The organism is Micromonospora citrea (assembly GCF_900090315.1).
Classification (GTDB): domain Bacteria; phylum Actinomycetota; class Actinomycetes; order Mycobacteriales; family Micromonosporaceae; genus Micromonospora; species Micromonospora citrea.
This window is the reverse complement of record NZ_FMHZ01000002.1, coordinates 4,710,121-4,724,179: the sequence shown is the minus strand read 5'-3', so window position 1 is coordinate 4,724,179 and position 14,059 is coordinate 4,710,121. Positions and strand designations below refer to the sequence as shown.

Genomic DNA, 14,059 nt, shown 5'->3' with positions numbered 1-14,059 from the left:
TCGACATGGGCCGGAGCACCACACCCCGGCCGGGTCACGGCCCGGGCCAGGTCGCACACTTGACGGCATGGATGACGAGCTCGCGATCTCCGTCCGGGGGCTGCGCAAGGCGTACGGCGACACCGTCGCGGTGGCGGGGGTGGACCTCGACGTCCGCCGGGGCGAGGTGTTCGCCCTGCTCGGCCCGAACGGCGCCGGCAAGACCACCACGGTGGAGATCCTGGAGGGCTACCGGCGGCGCGACGCCGGCGAGGTCCGTGTCCTCGGCAGCGACCCGGCCCAGCCCGACGCCGACTGGCGTTCCCGGGTGGGCATCGTGCTCCAGGGCACGGGCGAGTTCGACGAGCTGACCGTCGCCGAGGTGGTGCGGCACTTCTCCGGCTTCTATCCGGGCGCCGACGACCCGGACAAGGTCATCGAGCGGGTCGGGCTGGCCGGCAAGGCGAAGGCCCGCACCCACACCCTCTCCGGCGGGCAGAAGCGGCGGCTCGACGTGGCGCTCGGCATCATCGGCCGTCCCGAGCTGCTCTTCCTCGACGAGCCGACCACCGGCTTCGACCCGGAGGCCCGCCGAGAGTTCTGGGAGCTGATCCGGGACCTGGCCGCCGCCGGCACCACCATCGTGCTGACGACGCACTACCTCGACGAGGCCGAGTCGCTGGCCGACCGGGTCGGCGTGATCGCCGGCGGCCGGGTGGTCGAGGTCGCCGCGCCCGACCGGCTCGGCAACCGGCAGGCGGCCCTGGCGACGGTCTCCTGGCGTACGCCGGACGGGACGCTGGACACGGCGGAGAGCGCGACGCCGACGGCGCTGGTGGCGGAGCTCGCCGCGCGCTTCGGCGGCGAGGTCCCGGGCCTGACGGTGACCCGACCGACCCTGGAGGACATCTACCTGCGCATGATCGGACACCGATGACCACCACGACGAAGCCCGCCCCGCCGGCCACCGCCGCACCGGCCCGCCGACCCGGCCCGGTCGCCCTCACCCTGCGCCAGGGCCGGTTGGAGATCACCCAGTTCCTGCGCAGCCGGGAGTCCGTCGTCTTCACGATGGGCTTCCCGATCATCATGATCCTGATCTTCGCGGCGATCTTCAGCGACGAGATCGCCCCCGGCGTGAGCTACACCCAGTACTTCATCACCGGCATGATCGCCACCGGCCTGATGACGGTCAGCTTCCAGAACCTCGGCATCTGGATCCCCATCGAGCGGGACCGGGGGGTGCTCAAGCGCTACCGGGGCACGCCGATGCCGAAGTGGGTCTGGTTCGCCGGCAAGGTGCTGATGGTCGTCGCCATCGGCATCGCCGAGACCGCGCTGCTGCTCGCCGTCTCGGTCGCGCTGTTCGACCTGGAGCTGCCCGGCACCGCCGCGAAGTGGCTGACCTTCGGTTGGGTGTCGGTGCTCGGCGTCACCGCCTGCACGCTGTGCGGCATCGCCATCTCGTCCCTGGCCCGCACCGCCCGCAGCGGTTCGGCGGTGGTGACCCCGGTCGCGCTGGTGCTCCAGTTCATCTCCGGGGTCTTCTTCGTCTTCACCCAGCTGCCGAGCTGGATGCAGCAGGTGGCGGCGATCTTCCCGCTGAAGTGGATGTGCCAGGGCCTGCGCGCGGTCTTCCTGCCGGAGAGCTTCGGCGCGCGGGAGCCGGGGGGCTCGTTCGAGCTGGACCGGGTCGCCCTGGTGCTCGTCGCCTGGTGCGTGATCGGCCTGGTGCTCTGCCTGACCACCTTCCGCTGGACCACCAGGCGCGACGGCTGATCCGCTGAGGCGTTCCGGCGCCGGCCGGGCGGCCCCGCTCACCCACCGCCGACGAGCGTCGCACCGAGCGGCGTACGCCAGTAGAGCACCTCGCGCCCGGACCGCCGTTTGCTGACGGCGCCCGCCTCGAGCAGCACCCGCAGGTGGTCACTCACCGTCCCGAGGGACAGCCCCGTCACCACCACCAGCTGCGAGGTGCTCAGCGGCGCGTCCAGCCGGGCCAGGATGTTGGCCCGGTTCGCGCCGATCAGCCGGGCGAGCCCGTCGGGCGCCGGTGAGGTGGGATCGACCAGGATCCCGCGCGCCGGATACACCATCCCGAACCGGATCGGCTTGTCCCAGACCACCCAGCCGCGACGGCAGTGCGCCGGGATGAAGACCAGCTGCTCGGCCTCGTCGAGCGACAGCGGCGGCTCCGGGTAGTCGTTGACCTGGAGACGACCGTCGCCCAGCCAGCGCATGCCGCGGTTGAGGCCGGCGAACACCCCGGCCCAGCCGCTCGTGCTCAACGCGGTGGTGCGGGCCACGATGTCCGCGCGGAGCCGGCGTTCCCGCTCCGGCCACTCCGGCTCGACGGCGTGCGTCCAGACCCAGTCGAGAAGCTCCGTCACCTGCCCGGTGAGACCGTCCGCCAGCAGCTCGGCGGCGAGCGGCGCCGGGCGGGTGGCCCGCAGGTCGGTCCGGATCCGCTCGTCGGACAACCGCGCGACGGCCGCCAGCTCCGCCGGGAACGTCGGTTCGGGCGAGGTTGGCGCGATGGTGAGGAAATCCGCGGTCCACCTGGGGTTGAACGACGCGGACAGCAGCGCCCGGGCCACGGGCCGGGCGGCCAGCATCCGCCGGAACGCCTCGACGTGGGGCCTTCGCCAGGCCCGCTGCCAGGGAGTACGCGGGTCGTGCAGCGCGCGCAGCGCCGCGACCGTGTCGACCATCGGCGAGACCGTGAAGCGGCTCCGCGCGAGTAGATCCGATGACATCTGCCAGACGCCCACGTTTCGCCTCCAGACGTAACTCTACGAGTTCCACCCGGCGCCCCACACGATCGTGCCCGTGAGAACGTACGCAGACCTGTTCGCGGCCCGTGAGTTCCGCAACCTGTTCCTCGCCAACTGCGCGGGGATCGCAGCGCACACCACGTCGGCGCTGGCGCTGGGCGCGTTGACCTACACGTCGACCGGCTCGGCGCTGCTCACCGCGCTGAGCATGTTCGGCGCACCGCTGGCCGGCGTCCTCGGCAGCCTGACGTTGCTGTCGGCCGCGGACAGCCTGCCACCTCGCCGGGCGCTGACCCTCGCCGCGGTGCTGGTCACCGTCGGAGCGGCGGTGCAGGCCGTGCCCGGGCTGCCGCTGTGGGCCCGGTTCACGATCATCTTCGCCAGCGCGTACGTGAGCTCGATCACCGGCGGGGCCAGGTGGGCGCTGCTCACCGACATCCTGCCGACCGACGCCTACGTGCTGGGCCGGGCCACCATGAACACGAGCGTCGGCGTGATGCAGATCGCCGGATTCGGACTGGCCGGTGCCCTGCTCGTCCTACTGAGCCCGTACCAGGTGTTCCTGCTCGCCGCGGTGCTCCGGGCGGTGGCCGCCGCGGTGGGCTGGTTCGGGCTGTCCGAACGCCCGGTCCGGGTCACCGAGCGGACGACGATCGCACGCACCGTGCGGGTGAACAAGGAACTCTGGGCGGACCCGGGCCGCCGGTCACTCTTCCTGAACCTGTGGGTACCCGGCGGTCTGATCGTCGGGTGCGAAGCGCTCTTCGTCCCGTACGCCGGTGATCGCGCCGGCTTCCTGTTCGCCGCTGCCGCCCTCGGCATGCTGATCGGCGACGTGGTGATGGGGCGGTTCCTGACCGGGGCCCGCCGGGAGCGGTGGGTGCCCACGCTGCGGTTGCTGCTCGCAGTTCCCTATCTGGTCTTCCTGCTGTCGCCGCCGCTACCGCTGGCCATGGTCGTCGCACTGGTCGCCTCGGTCGGCTTCGCCGCCGGACTGCCGTTGCAGGAGCGGCTGATCACCCACTCGCCACCCGAGGCCCGGGGCCAGGTGCTCGGCCTGCACCACAACGGCATGCTGGCCGGGCAGGCGGTGTGCGCCGCGCTCGCCGGCGCGATCGCAGACCTGGTCCCGGCGTACTGGGCCGTCGCGCTGCTGGCCGGAGCGGCGCTGACCGCCACCGTCGCGCTCACCCCGGGGCTGCGACGCACCGCAGCCGAACCGGTCACGGCGATGCCGACGCCGTCGGCGTGAGCAGGCTCCCGGCGAGGGCACCGGGGCGACGGTCCGGCACAGGACGGAGGCGTCGGCGGGTGCCGGCGCCTCCGTCGGTGTCGGCTCAGTACGTGTAGAAGCCCTTGCCGGACTTGCGGCCCAGGTCGCCGGCGGTGGCCATGCGCTGGAGCAGCTCCGGCGGGAAGAACTTCTCGTCCGCCGTGTCCGTGTAGATGTTCTTCGTGGCGTTGAGCAGCACGTCCACGCCGGTCAGGTCGATCGTGGCCAGCGGGCCCATGGCGTGGCCGAAGCCCAGCTTGCACGCGGTGTCCAGGTCCTCGGCGGAGACCACCCCGGACTCGACCAGCTTGACCGCCTCCATGGCGAGCGCGCTGATCAGCCGGGTGGTGACGAAGCCGGCGATGTCCCGGTTGACCACCACCACGGTCTTGCCGATCTCCTCGGCGAACGACTTCGCCGTCGCCAGGGTCTCGTCGCTGGTCTTGTAGCCGCGCACCAGCTCGCAGAGCTTCATCATCGGCACCGGCGAGAAGAAGTGCGTGCCGACGACCGCCTCCGGCCGCTCGGTCGCCGTGGCGATCTGGGTGACCGGGATGGCCGAGGTGTTGGTGGCCAGGATCGCGTCGGACTTGCAGATCTTGTCGAGCGCCCGGAACACCTCGTGCTTGATCTCGAGCTTCTCGAAGACCGCCTCGACGACGATGTCCGCGTCCGCCGCCGCCTCCAGGTCGGTGGTCGGGGTGATCCGGCCCAGCGCCGCCTCGACGTCGGCCGCCGCGATCTTGCCCTTCTCGGCGAACCTCTCCAGCGACTTCCGGATGCCGTCGACGCCCCGCCGGGTGGCCGCGTCGTCCAGGTCCCGCAGCGTCACCTGCCAGCCCGCCTGCGCCGCCACCTGGGCGATGCCCGAGCCCATCAGCCCGGCCCCGACGACCGCGAGTCGACCCGCCATCTGCTTCTCCCTCGCCTGATTGAGTGTTCTGCCAGCACCCTAGTCAGGACGGAACGCACCGAGCGCAGCGAGGGCCGTGACGGCATGACCAGCCAGCCCAAGTCAGGACGGAACGCACCGAGCGCAGCGAGGGCCGTGACGGCATGACCAGCCAGCCCTGCAGGACGGAACGCACCGAGCGCAGCGAGGGCATGACGGGGCCGGCCCGGCCGGCGAGACCGAACGACTGCCAAGTCCCTCAGATGGAGAGGTCCGGCTCCTCCGGGGTGGTGCCCCGCTCCACCTCGACGCCGAGCGCCCGCAGGTCGGCGGCGAAGTCCGGATAGCCCCGGTCCACGTGGTGCACGTGGGAGACCTCGGTGACTCCCTCCGCGCAGAGCCCCGCGATGATCAGCCCCGCGCCGGCCCGGATGTCGGTGGCGCGTACGGGGGCGCCGGAGAGCCGCTCCCGGCCCCGGACCACCGCGTGGTGCCCGTCGGTCTTGATGTCGGCGCCAAGCCGCATCATCTCGTTGGCGAACATGAACCGGCCGTCGAAGATGTTCTCGGTGATCAGCGACGCCCCGTCGCTGACGGCGGCCAGGCCGATCGCCATCGGCAGCAGGTCGGTGGCGAAGCCCGGGTACGGCAGGGTGACCACGTCCACGGCCTTCGGCCGGTCGTCCATCCGGATCCGGAACGCGCCGCCCCTGGTCTCCACCAGGCCTCCGGCGGAGACCAGCTTGTCGAGCGCGACCTCCAGGAAGCCCGGCTCCACCCCGGTGACGGTGACGTCCCCCCGGGTCATCGCCGCGCCGAACGCCCAGGTGCCGGCCACGATCCGGTCCCCCACCGTGGCGTGCCGCACCGGCCGCAGCCCGGGCACCCCCTCGATGTGCAGCGTCGACGTGCCGGCGCCGGAGATGCGCGCGCCCATCTGGTTGAGCATGGTGCAGATGTCGACGATCTCGGGCTCGCGGGCGGCGTTGTCGATGACGCTGGCGCCGCGGGCCAGCACCGCCGCCATGACCAGGTTCTCCGTGGCCCCCACGCTGGGGAAGTCGAGCACGATCTCCGCGCCGTGCAGCCCGTGCGGCGCCGAGGCGATGACGAAGCCGTGCTCGCCGGAGATCTCGGCACCCAGCCGGGTCAGCCCGGAGATGTGCATGTCCAGCCCTCGCGAGCCGATGGCGTCCCCGCCGGGGTGGGCCACCCGCACGTACCCCCGGCGGGCCAGCAGCGGACCGAGCACGCAGATCGAGGCGCGCAGCCGGCGGACGAGGTCGTAGTCGGCCTCGGTGCCGGGGTGCTCGGGAACGTCGATGACGACCGACCGGGACCGGGCCACCCCGCCGTGCGCGACCATCGGGTCGACCGGGTCGTCGGCGGCGAAGCGGATGCCGCAGCCGAGCCGGCGCAGCACCTCCCCCATGATCGCGATGTCGGTGATCCGCGGGACGTTGGTGATCACGCTGCGCCCCGGGGCGAGCAGCGCGGCGGCCATCAGCTTCAACGCCGAGTTCTTGGCGCCGACGACGTGCACCGTGCCCGCCAGCCGGGCGTCGCCGCGCACCCGGATGACGTCCACGTCGTTGACCGCCGGGTCACCGGCGTCGCCGGGGCCCGTTCCACCCGCCCGAAGGGCGGCGCCGCCCGGGCGCGCCGGGATCGTCAGGTCCGGTATCCGTAGGCTGTGCGTCATGGCCGTCCACCTCACGCGCATCTACACCAAGGCCGGCGACGCCGGCATGACCAGGCTGAGCAACAACGAGCAGGTGCCGAAGACCGATCCGCGCATCGCCGCGTACGCGGACGTCGACGAGTGCAACGCCGCGATCGGCGTGGCGCTCGCCCTGGGGCAGCTCGACGACGAGCTGCGGGGCGTCCTGGCGGCGATCCAGAACGACATGTTCGACGTGGGGGCCGACCTGGCCACCCCCGTGGAGCCGGACCCGAAGTATCCGCCGCTGCGGGTCACCGAGGAGTACGTCGAGCGACTCGAGGGTTGGTGCGACGAATACAACGCACGCCTGAGCAAGCTCGACTCCTTCATCCTCCCCGGCGGCACCGCTGGCGCGGCGCTGCTGCACGTGGCGCGGACGGTGGCCCGACGCGCCGAGCGGGCGGCGTGGGCCCTGGTCGCGCACGACCCCGATCGGACCAGCTCGCTCCCGGCAAAGTATCTCAACCGGCTCTCCGACCTGCTGTTCATCCTGTCAAGAACGGCCAACCCGGGCGGAGATGTGCTATGGGTGCCGGGCGGCAGGCGCTGACCGTCGGCGGGTTGCACCACGTCGAGATCTGGGTACCCGACCTGGCCGCCGCCGTACGCGGCTGGGGCTGGCTCCTCGGCGAGTTGGGCTGGACGCCGTTCCAGGAGTGGCCGGCCGGCCGCTCCTGGCGGCTCGGCCCGACGTACCTGGTCCTGGAGCGGTCTCCGGCGTTGCGCGGGTCGCGCCACGACCGGCTCGCTCCCGGCCTGAACCACCTGGCCTTCCACGCCGGCCCGCCCGGAGCCGTGGACCGGCTGGTCGCGGCCGCGCCGGCACACGGCTGGACGCTGCTCTTCCCGGACCGCCATCCCCGGGCCGGCGGCCCGGACACCTACGCCGCCTACCTCACCGACAACCAGGGGTACGAGGTCGAACTCGTCGCCGCACCACCCGGCTAGTTCGGCGGGTCACCTGGCGGAACCGGTGATGGTGCGGGTGGTGTGAGGTGGGCGCCGGACTGCGGACAGCGCGACGGCAGGGGTTTCCGGGGAGCCCGCCCGCGGAGGGATCAAGCCTGACCGCCCGGAGCGGGTGTGCTCCCCGGAGACCCCCGAGGACGAGGGGACGTCAGGCGGCGGGCCAGTCCTGGGAGGCCAGACGCGGCGAGACCGCCCCCGGAGGGGCGGCCTCGAGCCAGGAGAGGAACCCGGTGACGGTGGACCGCGCCATGGCGATCTCGACCGGAGTGTGGTCGCTGGTGCAGCGAAGGATCACCCAGTCGGCGGGCATGGAGAGGCGTTCCTGCCCCTCGGGCAGCCGCCGCCGCTCCACCGCCAGCTTCTTGCGGGACAGCACCCGGGTGGGGCGTACGGCGAAGCTGAACATGCGGTACCACCGGAGTTCGTCGCCGACGAACCGGCCGAAGCCGGGGGACCAGCCGCGGCCGTCGAGCATCGTGGAGGTCCGGACGCCGAGCCGGATGATGCCTCCGCTGCGGGTGACGACCGCCCGACGGGCGAAGAGGATCAGGAGCGCGCCGAGGATGACGGCGAAGCCGATTCCGATCCCTTCGACGATCCCCATCGGCGGTGCGACTCAGCGGCTCTGCGCGGCGGAAACCGGGGTGGCGCTCTCGGCCAGAATGGTGACGCCCTCCGCGCTCACCGAGAGGAAGCCCCCGGCGACCTCGTAGGAGACCTGCTCGCCGCCGGCGAGCTTGATGCGCACCTGACCGGGCTCAGCGAGCTGGCCGAGCAGGGGCGCGTGCCCCGGCAGCACACCCAGCTCACCCTCGGTCGTCCGGGCGACGACCATCTCGGCGTCACCGGACCAGACCTTCTCCTCGACGGCTACGAGCTCGACGTGAAGCTGCTGTGCCACGCTGTCTCCTTGCTGCGGCGGCGGATTGTCGAAAGTCTAGTCTTGCCGCCGGCGCGCCCCCAACGCGGGTGGCGAGACCTGCGCCACGGCTACCTGGTCTTGTTCTGGAAGTCGGGGTGCTCCAGCAGGAACGCGTCGAGCTGCTCGTTGTGCAGGGCGGCGAAGAAGTCGTCGACCTCCGGGTCGAAGCGCTCCCCCCGGTACCTCCCGTTCTCGGTGACACCACCGCCGGGCAGCTTGACCATGTGGATGCTCTCCGGGCGGAGGTTCTTCAGCGCCAGACCGAAGTCGATCACGCTGTTGCCCCGGCCGCTGAAGACCAGCGACTGGCCGGCTGCCCGCAGCACCCGGTCCAGCTTGATCGGGTTGGTGACCACGTCGGCGCTGAGCGCCTGGCCCGCCATGGCCTTGACGAACTGCTGCTGGTGGCGCTGGCGGCCGTAGTCGCCGTCCGGCACACCGTTCTTCGGGTAGCGCTGGCGGACGTAGTCGAGCGCCTGCCACCCGTTGAGGTGCTGGGTGCCCTTCTTGTAGACCGCCTGCGGGCCGACGTAGCCCTCGCCGTACGGGTTGCCCTTGCGGTGCTTGCCGTCCGGCTCCCGGTGCTCGGAGCGCACCTCGCGCTCGATGTAGAGGTCGACGCCGCCCATCGCGTCGACGATCTTCTGGAATCCGTTGAAGTTGATGATGGCGCCGGCGTCGAAGCGCTTGATCCCGGTGACCCGCTGCACGGTCTGGGCGAGCAGCTCGAAGCCCTGCGCCGCGCTCGGGTTCTGCCCCTGCACCAGGCTGCCGCGCGACATGGCCGCGTTGATCCTGTCCCGGCCACCGTCGTAGCCGGCCTTCTCGAACCGCGGGATCTCCACGATCAGGTCGCGGGGCATGGAGAAGAGGTACGCCCGGTCCATCGCCTCCGGGACGTGCAGCACCATGATCGAATCGGCCAGCGGGGGCGTCTCCGGCTTGCGTGGATCGATGCCGACCAGCAGGATGTTGAGTGGGCCCTTGATGTCGCTCTTGCGCTCCTTAGCCCCGGCCGCCTGGTCGCCGAAGAGGTCGGCCTTGCCCACCGCGCCCTCGTAGCGGGCCATCAGCGCCTCGGCCCCGACCAGGACCACGCCGCTGAGCAGCATGAGGACGGCACCGAAGACGGTGCAGACCCGGGCCCAGCGCGGCACCCCAGACCACATGGACGACTTGCCGCCGCCCTTGCCGGCCTTACCCACGATCATCTCCGTTCGTCACGCCCACGATCAGGAGACGGGCGCACGCAGCCGATTGGTTGCACAGATCGACGCCCGCGACAGCTCGGGCGCGCGGATCGACGGTACCTCGCGTCCGGCTTGATCGCCGAGCACGCGGAACCGGTCAGCGGCGATCATAGGGCCCGAAGATGAACGAAAGGCCGCCCCGGCATTGCCGGGACGGCCTTCGTCAGGACCGACAGGTCAGCCCTTCATCAGCTCCGCCGCCTTGCGCTCCAGGTCCTCCAGACCACCGCACATGAAGAAGGCCTGCTCGGGGAAGTGGTCGTACTCGCCCTCGCTGATCTTCTTGAAGGCCTCGATGGTCTCCTTGATCGGGACCGTCGAGCCCGGCACGCCGGTGAACTGCTCGGCCGCATAGGTGTTCTGCGACAGGAAGCGCTCGATCCGGCGGGCCCGACCCACCGTGACCTTGTCCTCCTCGGAGAGCTCCTCGATACCGAGGATCGCGATGATGTCCTGCAGGTCCTTGTACTTCTGCAGGATCCGCTTCACCTCGGTCGCCACCGCGAAGTGCTCGGCGCCGACGAACTCCGGGGCGAGGATCCGGGACGAGGACGCCAGCGGGTCCACGGCCGGGTAGATGCCCTTGTCGGAGATCGACCGCTCCAGGTTGGTGGTCGCGTCGAGGTGGGCGAACGTGGTGGCCGGGGCGGGGTCGGTGTAGTCGTCCGCCGGCACGTAGATCGCCTGCATCGAGGTGATGGCCTGGCCCCGGACGGAGGTGATCCGCTCCTGGAGCTCGCCCATCTCGTCGGCCAGGGTCGGCTGGTAACCCACGGCGCTCGGCATGCGGCCGAGCAGGGTGGAGACCTCCGAGCCCGCCTGGGTGAAGCGGAAGATGTTGTCGATGAAGAGCAGCACCTCCTGCTTCTTCACGTCGCGGAAGTACTCGGCCATGGTCAGCGCGGAGAGCGCCACCCGCAGCCGGGTGCCCGGCGGCTCGTCCATCTGGCCGTAGACCAGCGCGGTCTTGTCGATGACGCCGGACTCGGTCATCTCGGCGATGAGGTCGTTGCCCTCGCGGGTGCGCTCACCCACGCCGGCGAAGACCGAGGTACCACCGAAGTTCCGGGCGACACGGGTGATCATCTCCTGGATGAGCACCGTCTTGCCCACGCCCGCGCCGCCGAACAGGCCGATCTTGCCACCCTTGACGTACGGGGCGAGCAGGTCGATGACCTTGATGCCGGTCTCCAGCATCTCGGTCTTCGGCTCCAGGTCCGCGAAGGCCGGGGCCTTGCGGTGGATCTGCCAGTGGTCGTCCGGGCTGAGCGTCTCGCCCTCGGTGAGGTTGAGGCACTCGCCGATCGCGTTGAAGACGTGGCCCTTGACCGCGTCGCCCACCGGCACGGTGATCGGCGAGCCGGTGTCGCGCACCTCGGTGCCGCGGACCAGGCCGTCGGTCGGCTGCATCGAGATGGCGCGGACCATGTTGTCACCCAGGTGCTGGGCGACCTCCAGGGTCAGCGTCTTCTCGCCACCCGCGAGCGTCACGTTCACGTGCAGGGCGTTGAACAGGGCCGGCATGGCGTCGCGCGGGAACTCGGCGTCGACGACCGGGCCGATGACCCGGACCACGCGACCGGTGGCCGTCTTGGTCTCCGCTGGTCCCCCAGCGGCAGTCGATACAGTCATCACACTTCACTTCCCGACGCGGCCAGCGCGTTCGCGCCGCCGACGATCTCGCTGATCTCCTGGGTGATCCCGGCCTGACGGGCCGAGTTCATCTCACGCGTGTACTTCTCGATCATCTCTTCGGCGTTGTCGGTGGCGCTCTTCATCGCCCGCCGACGGGCCGCCGACTCGCTCGCCGCCGACTCCAGCAACGCCGCGTAGATCCGCGTGTTGATGTACTTCGGCAGCAGCGCGTCGAGCAGCGCCTCCGCCTCCGGCTCGAACTCGTACGCCGGCAGCAGGCCCTCGGACCGGGGCCGGTCCTCGACCTGCATCGGCCCGATGATCTTCGCGACCGGGGTCTGGGTCATCAGAGAGTGGAACTCGGTGTAGACGATGTGCAACTCGTCGATGCCGAGCACCCCGTCCGCCCCCGGGCCGCCGTCGACGTCGTCCGCGCCGGCCGTGAACGCCTTGATCAGCGTCTCGCCCACGGCGCGGGCGTCGCTGAACGCCGGCTGCTCCGAGAACCCGGTCCAGTTCGCCTCGATCGGCCGGTCCCGGAAGCGGAAGAAGCCCACGCCCTTACGCCCGATGACGTAGAGCACCGGCTCCTTGCCGTCGGCGCGGAGCCGCGCCAGCAGCGACTCCGCCATCCTGATCGCGTTGGAGCTGTAACCGCCGGCGAGACCACGGTCGGCGGTCACCAGCAGGACGCCCGCCCGCCGCACCCGCGGACGCGGGGTGAGCAGCGGGTGGTCGATCCGCGCGTTGGACGCCAGCGCCGTGAGCACACCGGTGATGGCCTGGGCGTACGGCAGGGACGCCTCCACCCGGGCCTGGGCCTTGGCGATCCGGCTCGTCGCCACGAGCTCCATCGCCTTGGTGATCTTCTTCATCCCCTTCGCCGAGCGGATCCGTTGACGAAGAACGCGTACCTGGGCCGCCATGGATCAGCCCTTACTGGTTCTCGGCCGGGCGGTCGCCCGCGCCGTCCCGGTAGCGGGTCACCGTCTCGCGGTTCTCGTCGCCCTCCAGCGGCGAGGCCGGGGCCTCGTTGATCCGACGCTCGTCGGCCTTGCCGAGGAAGACCTGCTTGAAGTCGGCGATGGCGGCGTCGAGCGAGCCGATGATGTCGTCGTTCCACTGGTTGTCGGCGATCGAGGCCAGTACGCCCTCGTGCTTGTGGCGCAGGTACTGGAGGAACTCCGACTCGAAGCGGCGGACCTCGCCCACCGGGATGTCGTCGAGCTTGCCCTCGGTGCCGGCCCAGACCGAGACGACCTGCTCCTGCACCGGGTACGGCGAGTAGTTCGCCTGCTTGAGCAGCTCGACCAGGCGGGAACCGCGCTCCAACTGGGCCCGGGAGGCCTTGTCCAGGTCGGAGGCGAAGGCGGCGAACGCCTCCAGCTCGCGGTACTGGGCCAGGTTGAGCCGCAGCGAACCGGCGACCTTCCGCATCGGCTTCACCTGCGCGGCGCCACCGACCCGGGAGACCGAGGTGCCGACGTTGATGGCCGGCCGGACGCCCTGGTTGAACAGGTCGGTCTCCAGGAAGATCTGGCCGTCGGTGATGGAGATGACGTTGGTCGGGATGAAGGCCGAGATGTCGTTGGCCTTCGTCTCGATGATCGGCAGGCCGGTCATCGAGCCGCCGCCCAGCTCGTCGGAGAGCTTCGCGCAGCGCTCCAGCAGACGGGAGTGCAGGTAGAAGACGTCACCCGGGTACGCCTCGCGGCCCGGCGGGCGACGCAGCAGCAGCGACACGGCGCGGTACGCCTCGGCCTGCTTGCTCAGGTCGTCGAAGACGATCAGGACGTGCTTGCCGCCGTACATCCAGTGCTGCCCGATGGACGAGCCGGTGTAGGGGGCGAGGTACTTGAAGCCGGCCGGGTCGGAGGCCGGGGAGGCGACGATCGTCGTGTACTCCATCGCGCCCGCCTCCTCCAGGACGCCCTTGATCGAGGCGACCGTGGAGGCCTTCTGGCCGATGGCGACGTAGATGCAGCGGACCTGCTTCTTCGGGTCGCCGGAGCGCCAGTTGTCCCGCTGGTTGAGGATGGTGTCCAGCGCGACGGTGGTCTTGCCGGTCTTCCGGTCGCCGATGATCAGCTGACGCTGACCGCGGCCGATCGGGGTCATGGCGTCGACGGCCTTGAGACCGGTCTGCAGCGGCTCGTCGACGGACTGCCGGGACATCACGTTCGGGGCCTGGAGCTCCAGCTCGCGGAAGCCCTCGTTGGCGATGTCGCCGAGCCCGTCGATCGGCTGGCCGAGCGCGTTGACCACGCGGCCGAGGAAGGCGTCGCCGACCGGCACCGAGAGCACCCGGCCGGTGCGCTTGACGCGCTGGCCCTCTTCGAGCTTGGCGGAGTCACCGAGAACGACGACACCGATCTCCCGGACGTCGAGGTTCAGCGCCACACCCAGGGTGCCGTCCTCGAACTCCAGGAGCTCGTTGGTCATGGTCGAGGGAAGACCCTCGACGTGGGCGATGCCGTCGCCGGTGTCGGCGACGGTGCCGACCTCCTCGCGGGAGAGTTCGGACGAGTAGGAGGAGACGTAGCGCTCCAGGGCGCCGCGGATCTCCTCCGTCGAGATGGTCAGCTCGGCCATCCTCTGCTTCCTTAAGTATCAGGGGCCCGGGATACCTAGTACCGACCGGT

Annotated in this window: 15 protein-coding genes; 5 read left to right on the top strand and 10 right to left on the bottom strand. The window is 70.9% G+C overall.

The features are described from left to right. Positions 1-67 precede the first annotated feature (67 nt). On the top strand, positions 68-916 hold the full coding sequence (locus tag GA0070606_RS21715) for an ABC transporter ATP-binding protein (RefSeq protein WP_091103551.1): 849 nt from the start codon (positions 68-70) through the stop codon (positions 914-916). Then, a complete protein-coding gene (locus GA0070606_RS21710) occupies positions 913-1,758 on the top strand; it encodes an ABC transporter permease (RefSeq protein WP_091103549.1) in 846 nt (281 codons plus the stop codon). Before GA0070606_RS21715 ends, GA0070606_RS21710 begins: the two co-directional genes overlap by 4 nt. A gap of 38 nt (positions 1,759-1,796) precedes the next feature. Here the strand turns inward: GA0070606_RS21710 and GA0070606_RS21705 are convergent, their stop codons facing one another. Beyond that, the gene (locus GA0070606_RS21705; RefSeq protein ID WP_245724759.1) at positions 1,797-2,690 is read right to left on the bottom strand and encodes an ArsR/SmtB family transcription factor; all 894 of its coding nucleotides are present in this window, start codon (positions 2,688-2,690) and stop codon (positions 1,797-1,799) included. A gap of 118 nt (positions 2,691-2,808) precedes the next feature. Here GA0070606_RS21705 and GA0070606_RS21700 point away from each other — a divergent pair, with 118 nt between their 5' ends. Next, the gene (locus GA0070606_RS21700) at positions 2,809-4,005 is read left to right on the top strand and encodes an MFS transporter (protein ID WP_091103543.1); all 1,197 of its coding nucleotides are present in this window, start codon (positions 2,809-2,811) and stop codon (positions 4,003-4,005) included. Between the two features lie 85 nt (positions 4,006-4,090). On the opposite strand, the gene GA0070606_RS21695 is transcribed toward GA0070606_RS21700, so the two are convergent. Together GA0070606_RS21695 and murA are read right to left on the bottom strand one after the other, a co-directional pair. Further along, positions 4,091-4,939, bottom strand: a complete 849-nt coding sequence (locus GA0070606_RS21695) for a 3-hydroxyacyl-CoA dehydrogenase family protein (protein WP_091103541.1) — start codon at positions 4,937-4,939, stop codon at positions 4,091-4,093. Between the two features lie 238 nt (positions 4,940-5,177). Beyond that, positions 5,178-6,620: a UDP-N-acetylglucosamine 1-carboxyvinyltransferase gene (gene murA, locus GA0070606_RS21690; RefSeq protein WP_091103538.1), complete on the bottom strand. Its 1,443-nt coding sequence runs from the start codon at positions 6,618-6,620 to the stop codon at positions 5,178-5,180. On the opposite strand from murA, the gene GA0070606_RS21685 reads away from it, so the two are divergent. Together GA0070606_RS21685 and GA0070606_RS21680 are read left to right on the top strand one after the other, a co-directional pair. Next, positions 6,619-7,191, top strand: coding sequence for a cob(I)yrinic acid a,c-diamide adenosyltransferase (locus GA0070606_RS21685; protein ID WP_091103536.1), 573 nt, complete (start codon positions 6,619-6,621; stop codon positions 7,189-7,191). The two genes, murA and GA0070606_RS21685, sit on opposite strands and share 2 nt — an antisense overlap. Then, positions 7,167-7,589, top strand: coding sequence for a VOC family protein (locus tag GA0070606_RS21680; protein ID WP_091103534.1), 423 nt, complete (start codon positions 7,167-7,169; stop codon positions 7,587-7,589). Before GA0070606_RS21685 ends, GA0070606_RS21680 begins: the two co-directional genes overlap by 25 nt. Positions 7,590-7,758: 169 nt before the next feature. Here GA0070606_RS21680 and GA0070606_RS21675 read toward each other — a convergent pair whose 3' ends face one another. The 7 genes from GA0070606_RS21675 to atpA form a co-directional block, all read right to left on the bottom strand. Beyond that, positions 7,759-8,214: a DUF2550 domain-containing protein gene (locus tag GA0070606_RS21675; protein WP_091103533.1), complete on the bottom strand. Its 456-nt coding sequence runs from the start codon at positions 8,212-8,214 to the stop codon at positions 7,759-7,761. A gap of 12 nt (positions 8,215-8,226) precedes the next feature. Further along, complete coding sequence (locus tag GA0070606_RS21670; RefSeq protein WP_091103530.1) at positions 8,227-8,511, bottom strand: F0F1 ATP synthase subunit epsilon; 285 nt, start codon at positions 8,509-8,511, stop codon at positions 8,227-8,229. An 89-nt stretch (positions 8,512-8,600) separates the two neighbouring features. Continuing rightward, positions 8,601-9,743, bottom strand: coding sequence for an LCP family protein (locus GA0070606_RS21665; RefSeq protein ID WP_091103527.1), 1,143 nt, complete (start codon positions 9,741-9,743; stop codon positions 8,601-8,603). Positions 9,744-9,764: 21 nt separating this feature from the next. Then, positions 9,765-9,893 (bottom strand): hypothetical protein, encoded by a 129-nt coding sequence (locus GA0070606_RS33755; RefSeq protein ID WP_281190942.1) that lies wholly within the window; start codon positions 9,891-9,893, stop codon positions 9,765-9,767. 66 nt (positions 9,894-9,959) lie between these two features. Next, on the bottom strand, positions 9,960-11,414 hold the full coding sequence (atpD, locus tag GA0070606_RS21660) for a F0F1 ATP synthase subunit beta (protein WP_091103525.1): 1,455 nt from the start codon (positions 11,412-11,414) through the stop codon (positions 9,960-9,962). Next, positions 11,414-12,343, bottom strand: coding sequence for a F0F1 ATP synthase subunit gamma (locus GA0070606_RS21655; protein ID WP_091103522.1), 930 nt, complete (start codon positions 12,341-12,343; stop codon positions 11,414-11,416). The genes atpD and GA0070606_RS21655 overlap by 1 nt, the downstream gene beginning before the upstream one ends. A 10-nt stretch (positions 12,344-12,353) precedes the next feature. Beyond that, positions 12,354-14,009: a F0F1 ATP synthase subunit alpha gene (gene atpA / locus GA0070606_RS21650; protein WP_091103518.1), complete on the bottom strand. Its 1,656-nt coding sequence runs from the start codon at positions 14,007-14,009 to the stop codon at positions 12,354-12,356. Positions 14,010-14,059 lie beyond the last annotated feature (50 nt).